Source organism: Bacillus hominis (genome assembly GCF_018332515.1).
GTDB classification, from domain to species: Bacteria; Bacillota; Bacilli; order Bacillales; family Bacillaceae_G; genus Bacillus_A; species Bacillus_A hominis.
In genome coordinates this window covers 1-16,958 of the sequence record NZ_BOQD01000058.1, presented here as the reverse complement: position 1 = coordinate 16,958, position 16,958 = coordinate 1, and the positions used below count along the sequence as shown (strand labels likewise).

Annotated in this window: 14 protein-coding genes and 1 pseudogene; 2 read left to right on the top strand and 13 right to left on the bottom strand. The window is 37.3% G+C overall.

Annotated features, from left to right (window positions below; genetic code table 11):
• The 8 genes from KI356_RS07715 to KI356_RS07680 form a co-directional block, all read right to left on the bottom strand.
• A partial coding sequence (locus tag KI356_RS07715; RefSeq protein WP_212935169.1) for a DNA alkylation repair protein occupies window positions 1–653 on the bottom strand: 653 nt, incomplete at its 3' end.
• A 217-nt stretch (window positions 654–870) separates the two neighbouring features.
• Window positions 871–1,149, bottom strand: coding sequence for an RNA polymerase alpha subunit C-terminal domain-containing protein (locus tag KI356_RS07710; RefSeq protein WP_016104150.1), 279 nt, complete (start codon window positions 1,147–1,149; stop codon window positions 871–873).
• Between the two features lie 23 nt (window positions 1,150–1,172).
• Entirely contained in the window at window positions 1,173–4,898 is a 3,726-nt protein-coding gene (addA, locus tag KI356_RS07705; protein WP_212935168.1) for a helicase-exonuclease AddAB subunit AddA, read from the bottom strand.
• Window positions 4,895–8,410, bottom strand: a complete 3,516-nt coding sequence (gene addB, locus KI356_RS07700; RefSeq protein ID WP_212935167.1) for a helicase-exonuclease AddAB subunit AddB — start codon at window positions 8,408–8,410, stop codon at window positions 4,895–4,897. The genes addA and addB overlap by 4 nt, the downstream gene beginning before the upstream one ends.
• A 116-nt stretch (window positions 8,411–8,526) precedes the next feature.
• Window positions 8,527–9,090 carry a signal peptidase I gene (gene lepB, locus KI356_RS07695; RefSeq protein WP_128282124.1) on the bottom strand — a complete coding sequence of 188 codons (564 nt, stop codon included), beginning with the start codon at window positions 9,088–9,090 and terminating at the stop codon, window positions 8,527–8,529.
• Between the two features lie 209 nt (window positions 9,091–9,299).
• On the bottom strand, window positions 9,300–9,893 hold the full coding sequence (locus KI356_RS07690; protein WP_128282123.1) for a TVP38/TMEM64 family protein: 594 nt from the start codon (window positions 9,891–9,893) through the stop codon (window positions 9,300–9,302).
• A gap of 355 nt (window positions 9,894–10,248) precedes the next feature.
• Window positions 10,249–10,845, bottom strand: coding sequence for a DUF4306 domain-containing protein (locus tag KI356_RS07685; RefSeq protein WP_212935166.1), 597 nt, complete (start codon window positions 10,843–10,845; stop codon window positions 10,249–10,251).
• 170 nt (window positions 10,846–11,015) lie between these two features.
• Window positions 11,016–11,597 carry a competence protein ComK gene (locus tag KI356_RS07680; RefSeq protein WP_128282121.1) on the bottom strand — a complete coding sequence of 194 codons (582 nt, stop codon included), beginning with the start codon at window positions 11,595–11,597 and terminating at the stop codon, window positions 11,016–11,018.
• A gap of 420 nt (window positions 11,598–12,017) precedes the next feature.
• On the opposite strand from KI356_RS07680, the gene KI356_RS07675 reads away from it, so the two are divergent.
• Complete coding sequence (locus KI356_RS07675; protein WP_002116927.1) at window positions 12,018–12,203, top strand: hypothetical protein; 186 nt, start codon at window positions 12,018–12,020, stop codon at window positions 12,201–12,203.
• An 88-nt stretch (window positions 12,204–12,291) separates the two neighbouring features.
• Here the strand turns inward: KI356_RS07675 and KI356_RS28150 are convergent, their stop codons facing one another.
• Together KI356_RS28150 and cspA are read right to left on the bottom strand one after the other, a co-directional pair.
• Window positions 12,292–12,498: a hypothetical protein gene (locus KI356_RS28150; RefSeq protein ID WP_238486181.1), complete on the bottom strand. Its 207-nt coding sequence runs from the start codon at window positions 12,496–12,498 to the stop codon at window positions 12,292–12,294.
• A 60-nt stretch (window positions 12,499–12,558) separates the two neighbouring features.
• Window positions 12,559–12,762: an RNA chaperone/antiterminator CspA gene (gene cspA / locus KI356_RS07670; protein WP_000218989.1), complete on the bottom strand. Its 204-nt coding sequence runs from the start codon at window positions 12,760–12,762 to the stop codon at window positions 12,559–12,561.
• Window positions 12,763–13,038: 276 nt separating this feature from the next.
• Between cspA and KI356_RS07665 the strand changes: the two are divergent.
• Window positions 13,039–13,534 (top strand): annotated as a pseudogene (locus KI356_RS07665) (DUF6584 family protein).
• Between the two features lie 40 nt (window positions 13,535–13,574).
• On the opposite strand, the gene aceA reads toward KI356_RS07665, so the two are convergent.
• The 3 genes from aceA to KI356_RS07650 all read right to left on the bottom strand — a co-directional run.
• On the bottom strand, window positions 13,575–14,852 hold the full coding sequence (gene aceA / locus KI356_RS07660; RefSeq protein WP_212935165.1) for an isocitrate lyase: 1,278 nt from the start codon (window positions 14,850–14,852) through the stop codon (window positions 13,575–13,577).
• 21 nt (window positions 14,853–14,873) lie between these two features.
• Window positions 14,874–16,463 carry a malate synthase A gene (aceB, locus tag KI356_RS07655; RefSeq protein WP_212935164.1) on the bottom strand — a complete coding sequence of 530 codons (1,590 nt, stop codon included), beginning with the start codon at window positions 16,461–16,463 and terminating at the stop codon, window positions 14,874–14,876.
• 185 nt (window positions 16,464–16,648) lie between these two features.
• Window positions 16,649–16,958 (bottom strand): S-layer homology domain-containing protein (locus tag KI356_RS07650; RefSeq protein WP_212935163.1); only part of this gene is annotated, 310 nt, incomplete at its 5' end.

Sequence of the window (16,958 nt, the reverse complement as noted above, 5' to 3'; positions counted from 1 at the left end):
TGAATACTTTCGTAAGCATTTAGAAAACTGCTTTTCTTCTTATCTCGTTTTAGTTCTACTACGCCTACTTCCTTTGCGGTTTCAACTGCCTTTTCATGTAGCGGCACATATGAAATCCCCACGGTGTTTAGAAAATTATTCATAGCGGATTTCGTTCGTTCTGGCGAATCATGAATTGTATTTTTCACAACTTCTAGCATATTGGAAATCTTACTTTCGGAAAATTCATGGTCTTTTCGATTTCCTAAAAGCCAGCAGTAGCAACTCCAGCCCGCTGACATTCTTAGTTCGTCACCACTTGCAATCCATTTATCAGCCACGTCTTGTGCAAAATTTGATTCTGATAAAGTTACTGCCACCACATAATCGGACAGCATATAAAAGTACGCTCCATCCATCCAACGATCAAAATCCGATTCATTCATAGTTTTTGGGTCTGCGATAATGCCTGCAAAGTACATTGCATCGTAGTTACCTGTGGCATAAAGCTCTTCAGCTAAACTTTGATTGATTTTTATTTTCTTTGCGATTGGTTTCATAGCACCTGTAGCTACGCCAAAAAGTGGATCCTTTGCACCATTGGATATGTATATTTTTTTAGTTCGTTCCTTGCTGAGAGTCTCAAGCTCTTGCATTACTGTTTCGAAATCCATAGTGTTGCACTTCCTTCCTTAATATTATAATCAATTCACTTATATTCTTTATCAAGTTCGCTACACTCATAAATTCATCTTTTTAAATCATTTTGCCCATCGATTTACGATTTTCAAAATGAGATTTCGTTATACGTGTTTATCCAGCTAATTCATACCGATTATATAAACGAATCATTAGTGAAGATGCTACTCCCCACTAATGATTCGTTTTTCTTTATTTAAATGATAATCCCTTATCTTCTAAAGCCATTCTCAATTTAGGTAAAGATGCTGGTCCTATACCGTGCAGTTTCAAAATTTCTTTTTCACTATACTTTGAAAGTTCTTCTAAAGTATGAATTCCATAATGCTCTAACGCTCGCCTTGCTGGTGCTGAAAGAAGAGAAAGAAAGCCTTCTTTTGGCTTTCTCTCTTTCTCACAGGTTGGGCAAGTTGGACAATCGCTACTTTTGTAATACTCGTGTCCTTGATCACAAGTTCTTAACGTCGCCATAATCCATAACCCCTCTCTAAGCTCTATTCCTCAATATTTACAACATGATTCCCATCAAAGAAGTATAAACATTTCTCTTTCACAGGATGTTTTAAGCTTTTCTCGAGTGCTTTTGCATATAGTGAAAGCTGTACTTTGTATCGGTCTTCTAAAGTTGGTTTCGCTTGATCAAATCCGCCTGGGAACTTCCCTTCAATCGTATCTGTCTTAAAGTCAATTAAAGTAATTCCGTCTTCCTCTTCAATCATGCAGTCGATAACCCCTTGGACAAGTATCGATTCGTCACTCTTACCTTGCCAATCTTGATACGCCTCTTCTGCTGAAAGCATCATCGTAAATGGTACTTCACGCTCAACACTTTTTGCTGCTAATACCCTTTTACCCAGGTCACTGTCAAAGAATGAAATTACTTTTTCAATCGCTATTTCTTCAGCTTGTTCAAATGTTAATAGTTCTTTATTTACCATTCTTGCAATTTGTTCTTGAAGAACTTCAATTGTAATTGGTTTCTTCAAGTCTACATGTTGCATAACTGCATGGACTGCTGTCCCTCGCTCTGCGTATGTTAGTCCTTTTTTCTCCATAAAGCGCGGACGTGTTTTAATTGGTGCACGAAGTTTTTTAATAAAGGCGTTATCGCTGCCTTCTTCAGATTGATAATTTCTCTTTATTTCTGTAACAGATTGTTTCGCACGGTGAGATGTCGCGTCCTCATACCCGTATTCCCACATTAATCTGTCGTACACTTCTTCTTTTCGTTCACTCTCTAACGGAACAGCCTTTTTCTCACGAAGCGCTTCTAGCAATTCTTGTTTCTCTTCTTGAACTGGTTCTGGTGCAAGTAACGTGTTACCGTCAACAACTTCTACTTTCCAGCTAGTGTCATACCCATAAATTTCACCTGGAATATTTCCTTGCCCTAATTCAAGAAGCATTTCACTATCACGATGTCTATATAATGAAGGTGCAATCCAGTCTAAATAGCAAGACGCTCCGGCACGTATATGGTCTGGTAATAACCATTCACTATGCTCCCTCGCATCGAGCCATTTTTCCATTTCTTTATTTGCATCCTTAACTGTTCCGATTAAAATTAACTTCTCTTTCGCACGCGTTAACGCTACGTATAATACGCGCATTTCTTCCGCAATTAATTCCATCTTCATTTTACGCTTAATCGCTAGTTGCGATAATGTCGTATATTTAATTCGTTTACGCGGATCGATAAATTGTGAACCGAAACCGAAATCTTTATGAAGTAAGAAACGTTTCATTAAGTCTTGTGTATTAAAACGACGCCCAAGTCCAGCTACAAATACGACCGGGAACTCAAGTCCTTTACTTTTATGAATCGTCATAATACGTACAACATCTTCTTGTTCTCCGAGAGCTCTCGCCGTACCCATATCATCACCACGTTCTAAAATACGCTCAATAAAGCGTAAGAAACGGAATAATCCTCTAAACGATGTTGCTTCATATTGCCTTGCACGATCATATAGTACGCGTAAGTTTGCCTGCCTTTGCTTTCCAGCTGGTAAACCACCAACGAAGTCGTAATAACCTGTCTCACCGTATACTTTCCAAATTAAATCGGAAAGAGATTGTTGACGCGCAAATTCACGCCATCCTTGCAGTAAATTATAAAACCACTCTAATTTGTCATGTAGTTCTTGCTCTTCTTCAAGCGGCGCTCCTTTTAAGAACGAGCTCATCACTTCATAAAACGACCCTTTCTTTCCGTGAGCACGAAGCGTTGCAAGTTCTTCATCGTTTAGTCCAACGATCGGTGAACGAAGTACAGCTGCAAGCGGAATATCTTGCATCGGATTATCAATAACGCGGAATACATTCATCATAATATTTACTTCTGTCGCTTCAAAGTAACCAGTCGCAAGATCAGCATATACCGGAATTCCTTGTAATTTTAACTCTTCCATAATTTGCGGCGCCCATGGCATGGAGCGAAGTAAAATAACGAAATCACGGTATTGCACTTGTCGCATACTATCCGTTTTACGGTCATACACTTCATAACCTGAATCAACCATCGCTTTAATACGCTGTGCCATAAGACGAGCTTCTAGCTGTGCTTTTTCTACTTCGGCACCTTCTTCTCCGTCTTGCACTTCTTCTTCTGTTTGTTGAATGCATAACAGTTCAGCCGCTACATCTTCACCTTCTGGATAGCTAGCACCTAGCTTTAATTCCGCGTCAGCATCGTAGTCAATCTCCCCAACTTCTTCACCCATAATTTGTTTGAAGATAAAGTTCGTACCTGCTAGTACTTCATGACGACTACGGAAGTTTTTCGCTAAATCAATCTTCATTCCGCCGCCCGATCCTTCTTGTGTGAAGCGTTTATATTTTCCTAAGAATAAACCAGGCTCTGCTAGTCGGAAACGATAGATTGACTGTTTTACGTCACCAACCATGAATAAGTTTCCTTCACTCTCAGAATCTTTCGTTACAAATTTAATAATCGATTCCTGTACGAAGTTCGTATCTTGATATTCATCGACTAGTACTTCAGCGAATTTATTACGATATTGCAGTGCCACTGCTGACGGCTTCATTTCACCGTCTTCACTTTGCTCACTTAAAATTTGTAAACAGAAATGCTCTAAATCTGTGAAATCAACCATTCCTTTATCGCGCTTCATCGCTTGGAAACGCTCTGTAAATACTTTTACGAGCTGAACGAGTTTTTCTAATACAGGATGCATATCTTGAAAATCTCGTAAGAAACTTTCTGGTCTGCGGCTAAATAGCTCTTCTTGTAATTTCTTCACTTCATCTTTTGCTTTATTGCGAAGAGAGTCTACTTGTTTTACAACATCTTCGTTATAATCACTTTTCTTAATACGCTTTAGCGTTTGCCACGATACATTTTGCATCGCTTCATAAACGCTTGTCCACGATCCACGAGCTGCTGAGGATAACGTTCCAAGTAAAGCTAAATCCGCTTGCAGGGTTTCGACGCGAGGCGCTGGACCATCAGGAAGCATTGCGAGTTCTGTCGCTTTACGAATATGCTTTTCCGCCGTTTCAAGCTGGAATTTCACATCTTCTAATAAATACGAAGCGTATACTAAATCTTCAATTGTTTTTCCTTCCACGTCGTATGCTTCTACTAATTTATCAAGCCACTTCTCCGGATTTGGATGCGCTCTTGATTCTGTATGAAGCGCTAAAATCATTCGTTGTAAGTCATCATCACTACGGTCACTCGTATAACGATCAACTAATTCAAAGAAAATACTATTATCTTCGATTCCATATTCTTCTTCTAATATGTCATCTAGCACTTCTTCTTTTAATAACTCATTTTCTGTTTGGTTCGCAATACGAAAACGAGGATCGACATCAAGCATGTAATAATACCCTCTAATAACTTGTAAACAAAATGAATGAATTGTAGAAATGGAAGCTTTATTTAATAAGCTAAGCTGTTTTCTTATATGCTGTGAACCTGGCCCATCAATTAATACTTTTTCTAACGCTTCCCCAATTCGATTTTTCATTTCTTGCGCCGCCGCATTCGTAAATGTTACAACGAGCAGGCGGTCGACATCGACTGGATTTTCCTCACTTATAATCTTTTTAATAATACGTTCAACTAATACTGCTGTTTTCCCTGATCCAGCTGCTGCTGCGACTAAAATATCACGTCCGTTCGCTACAACGGCTTTCCACTGATCATCTGTCCATTGACTACCTTCTGGTTTCTCAGGCCAATTTTCTATCATTCTCCGCCAACCTCCTCTCTAATTTTCTCCATTGCTTCGCTATCTTTCATATCTTTTAACATACGGAATTGGTTATCTTCAAGTGATTCATCAAATTGACAAACAGATTTGAAGTTACAGAACGTACATGCCGCTTTATTCCCCTTTTTGTAAGGAGCAATATCGATAACACCTTCTGTTATGTCTTTTCCGATATTTTCAAACGAGTGATGTACATATTTTTGAAGTACGTTAAACTCTTGTTCACTTGCAATGCTAGAACGCGCACTAAAACTACCATCTTTTTTCAGACCAGCAGAAATAATATCAGAGCTTCCTGTTGAAAGTTTATTATCCATTAAACGAACAACGTCAGCATCTCCTAGTACGAGTCCTTTCATTTTAAATTTCTTTAAAATTTCTTTCTCAATTTCTTCTTCAGATGCGTCGCCTTTCATCTCAACAATCGGGTTATGAATATGGAAATATAATACACCCGCCGGTGATGCAGTACCGCCCTTTTTCATCCACGTATGTGCATTTGAAGTAACAACATCTAAATACGTTAACATTTGAAGTGCGAGTCCATAATACACTTCTGTTAAATCTAGCGCTTTCGAACTTGATTTATAGTCAATAATACGAAGGAACGTACCACTCTCATCTTCCGCCTTATCAACACGGTCAATACGGCCAACTACTTCCATCTTCACACCATTTTGCAACGCAAATTCCATTGGCGGAAGCGATCCAGTACCACCCATACCGAACGGTACTTCTAAATCAACTGGTACAAAGCCACTCGACTTCGCATGTTCACGAAGAATAAGGGACGTACGGAAAATGATTTGTTGTAGCTTTTGCTTTAAATAGAAATGGCGGTTTGAACTTAATAAAATTTGTCTTTGTAATAACGGTGCAATTTCTTCTATTACTAAAGCAGAAAGATGCTCACACTCTTTTATTGATAAATCCGCCCAAGTACGATTTTCACGTAATAGCTTGTCTGCAATTCTCTTCAGTGCTGCATGGAATAACTCACCGATATCTGGCGCATCAAGTTTGAAAATATCACGCTCTCTTAGCGATAAACCGTGCTGCGCAAAATGAGCGTACGCACAGCGATTAAATAGTTCCATACGAGAAACACTTCCCTTAATTGTATCTCCATATAAATCCCTACTTACATCTGTACTTAGTTTCTGTGCACGATTTCGGTAAAATAAACTTGATAAAACGCGGCTACTTTTTTGCTTCCATTCATCTGAAGTAACGTAGAAGTTATATACGTCCCACCAAAAGTCTAAATTGCCTTCAAATCCGTACCGCTTCCACGTCTGCAGTTGCTGCATAACGTAAGACAACGTTACTTCCGGCGTTGCTACGTATGAAATTTGTTCCGAACGCGATAAGTCATTTACATCATTCGTAATAAACGATTCTTTCACATCAGGGAACATTCTTTTTATTTTCTTAATAAAACTAGAAGCAAGTAACGTCTTCCCTTCTTCATCCGCAAGCGGACAGGAAATGTATAACTTCTCAGATGCTCTCGTCACCATTTGATACATAACGAACTGTTCTTCTAATAAAGTTTGTCTCGTCGTTGGTGCTAATTCGATACCTGCAGCAGTGAGAACATTTCTTTCCTCATCAGAAAGCATACCTTCATCCATAGGTGCTGCTGGAATCACTCCTTCATTTACTCCAATAATGAACGTCGCTTTAATATCTGATAATCTAGAATGATCAATATTAGCAACTAATACTTGATCTAGTGACGGTGGAATGTTAGCGAATTGAAGCGCCTCAAGACCTGTCGACATAACGTCCGTAAACATAGAAAGTGACATTTTCTCTTCACCAAGCATCTCTACAAACGTATCAAGAAGACTCATTACTTCTTCCCATACTTGCTCATGGTCTGTCGCAAATAAGAAATCTCCGCTTTCTTCTGCACGAATACGTAATGCTTCTAGTTTTTTCGGAACGTCAAGCTCCTCTAAAAATAAGTATAACGCTTCACACATTTGCATAACTGTTCCAGCACGCTTTAACCTTTTTTGCATACGAATAACTGGTGTTCTTACAACGTCGCGAAGTCGATTTATTTTCTCTTCCATTTCACGTTCACTGTCTGTTATCATTTCACTTGTATCATCAAGAGAACGATAACGACGATACATCCACGGATCTTCAGAAGTCCATCTCTTCCCTTGTACACCGTACGCTAAACAGTAGTTTTCAAACTCATCCATCTCTTCGCGCATCGCTTCTTTTCTTACGTCTAGTGGATATAAGAGTTCTGTTTTCACACAGCGGAACACGGCATCATAACGCCAGTTCCCGCTAATAATTTCTAATGCAGAACGAATGCACTCTACTAACGGATGATGTGACATCGGGCGTTTTTCATCGATGAAATGTGGGATATTATAATCCGTAAATAACGTTCGCATCACATCATAATAACTTTCTCCGTTACGAAGAAGGACTGCGATATCTCGGTAACGATAATCTTCATCCGCCACGAGTCTTCGAATTTCACGAGCAACGCCTTCTACTTCAGCTCGTAAATTAGCTGCTGTACTAATTGTCACACTCGCTTCACCGTGAAACTTTTCATTTGGACGTGCTTCGTAATGCATTTCTAAATGCGCTAATGCTTGCGAATGAAAACGCGGCTGTTCCATAAGTGGAACCGTTTTTTCAATTTCTATTTTCTCTTCACGTGCTACTTGTTTTATTCTTTCATACGTTAACGTCGTTTCGTAAAATAAATCCAGTTCATTCACTGGCTGCGCTAACGTTTTTTCATCTATCGTTAATGTTATTGTTACTCTAGTTCCTAATTTCATTAACCCTCTAACAATTTCTAGCTCTTGAGGAGAAAATGAATGGAATCCATCTATATAAATTTCCGCGCCTTTTACATAATCAGAGTCTGAAAGCTTCTCAATTAATAATTGTAAGTAGTCTTCTGAATCTAAATACTTTCCGATTAAAGCACGTTCAAAATCATCATATAGTAACTGTAAATCATACACTTTATTCGCTAGCAATTTTTGCTCTGCACTACTGCTATGTGTGTCTAATTGTTGCCACATTTCATATACGTTAGACGGCGTCACATTGTAACGTTTAAACTCCGCAATCATACTACCAAGATGTTCAAAGAAACCGTTTTGCTCCGCTGCTTTTTGAAACACAGATAGTCCATCTTTACGAGACTCTACAATTTTACGAAGCAACATATGTACACCAGCTTCATCAATATGAAGACGACTCGCTCCGCCAACTTCTTGCAACACCTTCCACGCTAATCGTGAAAAACTAAAAACTTGTGCCCGAATAGAACCTCTTACATCCTCGCTCCCAATTAACGCCTGCTGCGTTTGGAATGTCATCTGTTCTGGCACAAGATATAATATTGTTTTCCCTCTCGGGCGTTGTTTTAACTCTTCTTGCACTTCGCGTAAACAAAGTGTACTTTTTCCACTTCCCGCTCTACCAATCACAAATCGAAGTGACATGTAATCCCACCTTTCACTTACATAACGAACGTTAGTTTGCTACCATAATTGTATTATAGGACACAAAAAAAGACAAACTCAGTTGTTTGCCTTTCCCTATACTACTATTCATTATATCAACCTTTTGAAAAATTCGTTTGTACCTCTTGAATCGGCCAATATCGTAAATCGACTTTACCGACAACTGTATCAGCTTTCACAAAACCGAAGTGCCTACTATCCCAGCTACCAAGGCGGTTATCACCTATTACAAAAATAAACCCGGGTGGTACAGACTTTTCTTTCGTTAACTCTTCTAGTTTAAAATCGCCTGTTAGTTGCCGTCCATTTATTTCTTTTTTATATGTCTCTAAATAAGGCTCATCCACAAATTGTCCGTTTATATATAGCTTATCATGCTTATATTCAATATGATCCCCAGGTAAACCGATAATTCGTTTTACATAGTCCTCTTTTTTATTCGCATGAAAAACAACGACATCAAACCTGTTCAAGTCCCCTACTTGATAACTCACCTTATTCACAACGAGCATATTTCCATCTTGCAATGTCGGCATCATTGACTTCCCCTCTACAACGTACGTTGAAAAGAAAAACGTTCGAAAAAATACAGCTAACAGTACACCAATTAAAATTGTTCTTATCCACTCTAGCCCTTCTTTTTTCAAAGTTTTCTTCATTCGCTTCTCCCCTTACCCTTTTAATAATGAAGCTTTTCTTTATAAAGTGAAACTTAATCGGTGGGGGTTTTGTTCATCCCCCACCGATTATTAGTTGAACCAATCGGGCATTTACGGGCAGTTTGATCTCCCACCTAACTTCTTTGCTTCAGCCGAATTTTTTGGTGGGAGTTTTACTGCCCGTTAATGCGGGACAAAGAAGACTTTTCCTAATGTAGTTCTAACTTTACTTCAATTTTTTTACCGACATACCATAAAATAAAAATAACAATACCAACAATAACCGATTTCACGGGCTTATGAATAAATGACACTAAATCATGACCGATATACGTTAAAATAAAAATCATCACAAGTTTTCCGAATGCTAATGCTAGTCCAAACTGTTTTACGCTAACGCGAGACAAACCAGCTACAACGTTTATAAGCGCAGATGGTGTAAACGGAAAACAAAATATAACAAAGATTGGCGCGAACCCTTTTCTTTCAATCCAGCCCATCGCTTTTCGCACTCTCTCGTGCTTATTTACAAAAGAAAAGAAACGACTGCGTCCAAAGCTGCGAATAATGAAAAATACAAGCATTGCACCTATTACTGATCCAATCCATGAATAAAGAAAACCGAACCAAAAGCCAAATGCAACCGCATTTGCCAGCACAAACACAATGAGTGGCAATGCCGGAATAAGCGCCTCTATCATCGGTAAACCGATACCGAGAAGTGGCCCGAACGCACGATAACTTTCAACAATGTGATCCATATTTTCTGGTGAAAAATATTCTTTGATCGTCTGAAAATCCATTCTACACTTTACCCCTTTATCTCATTATTACCTCTACTGTATCATCGCTTAAATGAAAGAGGAAATGGTAGATACGACATATGGAGATGTATTTATTAAAGTTTCCATATCTTTCGTTAGAATTCCTTCATTATTAAACTATGATAATCTTTCAATATTCGACAGGATTTGAAGTTAATTTAGATACTATACCTAAATTATCACTTAACGGTTACATATTATGAAAAAGAAGAATACATAGAAAGTGATAATCAATATTTTTCAAAAATAACCTTACTGCGCGTAAGGTTATTTCTACCTATACAGAAATGAGTAGTGACTAATAATTGTTGTACCTTCAAACAATTCACCTTTTTTAATGACCAGTTCTTACACGTAACTTTTTTAGCAGACCTATACTATCAATCATGATAAATATTAATAGATATAAGAAAGATAGTATTAATACTGTACTCTGAATAGGCAAAATTCGAAATTTGTATAGAAAACGATCGATCATATATATATCTTGCTCACTCGTTATAGTAGTAGGAGTGAATATAAGGTAATCTTTCCAATTATCAATCCAGGCTAAATCAACTGCAGAAAATTGTATCATCCCTAGCCACAAATAAAGAAAAATCGGTATCAGAATCATATATTGAACGCTATGTAATACCTTTCTTTGCTTCTTACATTCAATAATTTGAAAGACGATAAGTGTCAATAAATATACTATCGACAGCAGAAAAACTATAGTGACAAACGGTTGAATTGAAAAAGAAAATAGCAATTTATCAATTTCATAAATTTGACTATAATCTGTTACACTTTGAGGCGTAAAAACAAAATGCTCTTTAGCATCACTTATCATTAACTGACTACCAACAACCCCAGTAAACATAAATAGAATAAAAAATATAGGCAAAACAAGGGTATATTGCGCCCAAAATAAAATGGTCCTTTTCAACAAAATACTCACCCCTTTTATTCAAAAAAAACTAAACTATATTAAACTTATATAGGAAAATAACCCTTATATTGTGATTTTATACCACCTAAAGCTATTAGAGAACTTGCTGTTACATAATTTAGCGCGTAAATGAAATAAAGAAAAGGATGAGTTCCCTCATCCTTTTCCTCTTACACGTCCTCTTCCCTAACAACATACACTTTCTCATAAGCCGGTCTTAATGTTGATTCATCCCTTTTATCAATCTCTTTAAAACAAGGGCTTCCTTGTTTTTTCTTACGGTCTTCATATTCTGTCCGCAATTTCGCTGTACGATTGTGCTGATTTTCAAAGCTACTTTTTGACATTTCTAGTTTCACAGCGAAACCATTTATAAATCTAATAATAAGATTTCCATCTTTTAATTCTTTATTACTTTCAATATGAAAATGAGACAACCACGCACACTCTTTTCGAGAATAAGAATACGTAGGGAAAAAATAAAGTTGATCTGTCGGGCTAATTGCGATAGGAGCTTTATGTGTAATACGAGTTAACTCCTTCGTTCCTTCTTTTCTTCCAAAGAAACTAGAACCATGTTTCCGGCAACTTCTCTCTATAATATCAAGAGGCTTTTGAAATACGAAAAAAGAATCTTCCATTTCAATAATTCGCGTAACAACTCTCTTTTCCCCTAGAACAACAGGAAGTAAGGCCATTGTGTTTTTGCTTACAACATAGTTTTCGACATAACGTTCTACTTTACTTTCCATAGTCTCCTATCTCCTTCTTCATTTTCCATTTATAGTAGCAGCTGCATAAATAATTGTAGCACCTGTAAAAAGGACATGGTTTACATTCTACGATTCTTTACAAATACTTATAATAAATCAAATACAATATAAATCCATCAATGATAATATATGAATAATAACGAAATGACCTGTATAAAAAGAGGATTCTATATACGAAAAAAGAATTTATATCATTTGTAATATGTTTAACACATTCCCCTTTTCACATCATTACAACAATTAACTTTGCTATAATTAAAATATAAAGTGAATGCTAATAATCAGTGGGGTTTACGGGCAGCAGGGCTTCAACCTAACTTCTTTGCTCCAGCTGAATTTTGAGGTGGGAGTCTTACTGCCCGCAAATAGCGGGTTAAATCAAATATACGGAGGTCTCTCATGGAAGAAAAGCAAGATCATCCAACAATTCAAATGAAAAATAGTAGCATTGTTATCGTAAAAAATTCAGCGAGTATTATATTCGGTTTATTTTTTATTTTACTGTTCTTCGCGAAGCCTTTTCGTAAATCTAAATGTCCAGAATGTAAGAAACGCGAAAAGAAAAAAGTTGTGAAAGAACACTAAAAGGCCTTCCTTTACGGAAAGCCTTTTTACATACCGATTACTATTTCCTTCATTCTTCTTCATCCTCAAAAAAACCAATTATTTTTCCTTACTCATATTTACATTTCCTTCCAAGATCCTCTGTATCTCTTTCAACTTGTAATATGACTATATATTGTTCTTGATCTAAATACCGAGAATGAGACTTCCTCAAACCAATTACCGTCACTTTATCATTTTCATAAGTTTTCGAGCACGCCTTTATTTCTTCAATCGTACTTTTTAGGCTGTCTTTATTAATAATATAATCTCTTATATCTCAACAACAAAAAAAGGATGGCATAAGCCATCCTTTTTTCTATAATAAACTATAAAATTATAGTTTGATTACGTTTTTAGCTTGAGGTCCACGGTTGCCTTCTTCGATTTCGAAGCTAACTTTTTGGCCTTCTTCTAAAGATTTGAAACCTTCAGTTTCGATTGCAGAGAAATGTACGAATACATCGTTTTCGCCTGGAACTTCGATGAAACCGAAGCCTTTTTCGTTGTTAAACCATTTTACTTGTCCTGTAACTGTCATAATTATTTCCTCCTACGAAAATACATTTTATTTAGTCTTCATGTATAAAAAAAGAATCCACACATTATCAAATTCGAAACATAAACTAGTTCTCACATACTTTTTCCCGTTCGTTTTCGGCACTTGATAATATATGGATTGCTTAATTTAATTATTCAACTGGTATTATCATAGCATACTTAAAATAGAATGTACAATCCTTTTTGAAAATAAAGTTTCTAAATTTTAGTATTTCTTATAAAATATAACCACACCTATTCTACTAAGCAGGAGTATATGACAGAAATAATCCCTAAAAAAAACATTAAAGGGAATTGAAAAAGATATTGAAAATAACAACCTTGGAAAAGCAAGAGATAGATTACATGGATTAATCGCTACTTATCCGAATGAATTAGCACTTAGAACAAAACTCGGTAATATTTACTTTACATTACAATACCCAGAAATGGCTGGACGGTATTGGTATCTTGAAAAAGAGAAAACAGATGTTATGCACGCGGCATGTCTACAATTTGAAAAATCGATGGGAAACGATCCTTATCATATTGTACGTGCTTTAAAATTCAAAGGAGATTATGACATCATTAAAGATTTACATCCTGACCATACTTTCTCTCCTTTACAGAAAAAAATTAGAGAAACAATAACTGAAGAAATTGAAGAAACGTGGCAAGACAAAATTATTTTTGGGGGATGTCTATCTATATTCATATTGCTTATTTTCTGTGCTTTAATTGGTATTTATACGATATTCAATTGGTTATTTTAATTAATAAACAGGTGCCCGTTATAGGCACCTGCATCTCTTCTTATTTCGTAAACTGTTCTTCTTCTGTGGATCCTTTTAGAGCAGTCGTTGATGAAGTACCACCTGTAATTACTTGTGCTACTTCATCAAAGTATCCTGTTCCTACTTCGCGTTGATGGCGTGTTGCAGAGTAACCATATTTTTCTGCAGCGAACTCTGCTTGTTGTAATTCAGAATACGCTGCCATGCCGCGCTCTTTATAACCACGCGCTAATTCAAACATACCGTAGTTTAATGAATGGAATCCAGCAAGCGTTACGAACTGGAATTTATAACCGTACGATGCAATTTCTTTTTGGAAGCTTGCAATTGTCTTTTCATCTAGTTTTTGTTTCCAGTTAAATGAAGGGGAACAGTTGTAAGCAAGTAACTTCCCTGGATATTTCTTATGAATTGCGTCCGCAAAGCGTTTTGCATCTTCTAAATTCGGCTCCGACGTTTCACACCAAACGAGATCTGCATACGGCGCATACGCTAAACCACGCGCAATTGCTTGATCAAGACCTGCTTTCGTACGATAAAATCCTTCTGGCGTTCTTTCTCCTGTAATAAACGCTTTATCAACAGGATCAATATCGCTCGTAATTAAATCTGCTGCATCTGCATCTGTTCTTGCGACGATAATTGTCGGTACTCCCATTACGTCCGCAGCAAGGCGTGCAGAAATTAAATTACGTACCGCTGTTTGCGTCGGTAGTAATACTTTTCCGCCCAGATGACCACATTTTTTCTCTGAAGATAATTGATCTTCAAAGTGTACACCTGATGCCCCCGCTTCAATCATGCCTTTCATAAGTTCGAATACGTTTAATTGTCCGCCAAACCCCGCTTCTGCATCTGCTACAATCGGTACGAAATAATCTGTATCACCGTTTCCTTCCATATGCTGAATTTGGTCAGCACGTTGAAGTGTTTGGTTAATTCGTTTTACTACAGCTGGTACGCTGTTCGCTGGATATAAACTTTGATCTGGATACATATGTCCAGAAAGATTTGCATCAGCTGCTACTTGCCAACCGCTTAAATAAATTGCTTTTAACCCAGCTTTTACTTGTTGCATCGCTTGGTTTCCTGTTAATGCGCCAAGTGCGTTTATATAATCTTCCGTATGAAGCGACTTCCAAAGCTTCTCTGCACCGCGGCGCGCTAACGTATGTTCAATGTCAATCGATCCGCGCAAACGAATTACATCTTCTGCTGAATATGGACGTGTGATCCCTTTCCAGCGCTTATCTAATTCCCAGCTCTCTTGTAATTTCTCGATTCTTTCGTTTTTCATATGTTCCATCCCCTTTTCACTTTATAAAATTTCATAACCCGGTAATGTTAAAAACGGTACAAAATCATCATTACGAACAAGGTTTGTAAACAGTTTTGTAGCTTCTTCAAATCTCCCCTTCTTAAATGCTTCCTTACCAATCTCTCTTTCTATTTTTGCTAGTTCTTCTTCTTTCAATTCTTCCATCAATTTAAAAGTGATATTGCGGCCATCACTTAGCCTTCCACCCTCATGACGAATCCACTGCCATACTTGTGCTCTTGATATTTCCGCTGTTGCCGCATCTTCCATTAAGTTATAAATTGGAGCTGCCCCTCTCCCGCTTAACCAAGATGCAATATATTGAATACCGACGTTAATATTAGTGCGAAGGCCACCTTCTGTAATCGTTCCCATCGGTACTTCTAATAAATCCTTTTCTGTTACACTTATTTCTTCACGCTTTCTAAAAATTTGATTTGGCGTTTTCATTATGTGATTAAATACTTCCATTGCAACCGGTACAAGTCCCGGGTGGGCAACCCAAGTCCCGTCATGACCATCTAAAGCTTCGCGCTCCTTATCAGTACGCACTTTTTCAAAAGCTGCCTCATTTGCTTCTGAATCATTTTTAATTGGAATTTGCGCTGCCATTCCTCCGATTGCTGGCGCATTACGACGATGACACGTTTGAATAACTTTCAAAGAATACGCGCGCATAAACGGCGCTGTCATCGTGACTTGCGCTCTATCCGGAAGTAAAAATTCATTATGATTACGGAAGCTCTTTAAGAAACTAAATATATAATCCCATCGTCCACAGTTTAAACCAGCAGAATGATCTCTTAGTTCATACAGAATCTCATCCATTTCAAATGAAGCGTGAATCGTTTCTATTAACACAGTAGCTTTAATCGTTCCATTCGGAATACCGATATACTTTTGAGCAAATACGAAAACGTCATTCCATAATCTTGCCTCTAAGTAACTTTCCATTTTCGGTAAGTAAAAGTACGGGCCACTTCCTTTTGCTAAAAGCACCTTCGCATTATGGAAAAAGCACAATCCAAAATCTACCAAACTGCCAGACATGTTCTTTCCGTCAACTTGCATATGTTTTTCTTCTAAATGCCACCCTCTCGGACGCACAATTAATACAGCTGTTTTATTATTTAAATGATATTCTTTTCCGTTTTCATTTTTATGTGAGATCGTTCCCTTACTCGCATCACGTAAGTTAATTTGACCTTCGACAGCATTTCTCCAAGTTGGTGCATTCGAATCTTCAAAGTCTGCCATAAAAAGATGTGCTCCTGAATTTAAAGCGTTAATGACCATCTTTCTATCCACCGGTCCAGTAATCTCCACGCGGCGATCCTCTAAATCTTTCGGCAGCTGGGCGATTGTCCAATCACCTTCACGTATATGCTTTGTTTCTTCTAAAAACTTCGGAAACTGCCCTGTATCAATTCTTTTTTGTTTCTCTACACGTTTTTGTAAAAGTTCTATTCGGCGCTCATTGAAATTTTCATGTAATTCCCTTAAAAAACTAAGCGCCTCAGGTGTCAATATTTCGTTGTACGCTGGTAACATTTCTCCGGTCAGTGTAACCCGTGAAGTTTGCGTCGACATATTAGCATCCCCTTCTTAAACTGTTTTATAACAGATTTAATTTTATGTTTTATATTATATAACAAATCTTCTGAAAAGGAAGTTTTTTTTGAAAATTTAATGATTTTTTTACAAAACTGTGTTTATCCATTGTTATTTCAACAAAAAAAGAGCCAGTGTTATATAACACTGGCTCTTTTTATAAATTATTGTTGCTCATCATTTAAAATTGCTTTGTATAGGAACTGTGCATATTGTTCACGTGTTACTTTCATACCTGGCGCAAAGTTACCTGAACCATCACCTGCTGAAATACCATTTGAACCTACTGCATTAATTGCCTTAGCTGCCCAATGTCCTGCTGGTACATCTTTAAATCCTGGTGTACCTTTTACTTGTAATTCAAATGTTTCCGTTAAAATTTGTGCCATTTCTGCACGTGTTAACGTATCTTTTGGTCTGAAGTTTCCACTACCATCACCTTTAAAGATTTCTAATTCTGTTAATGCTAAAATT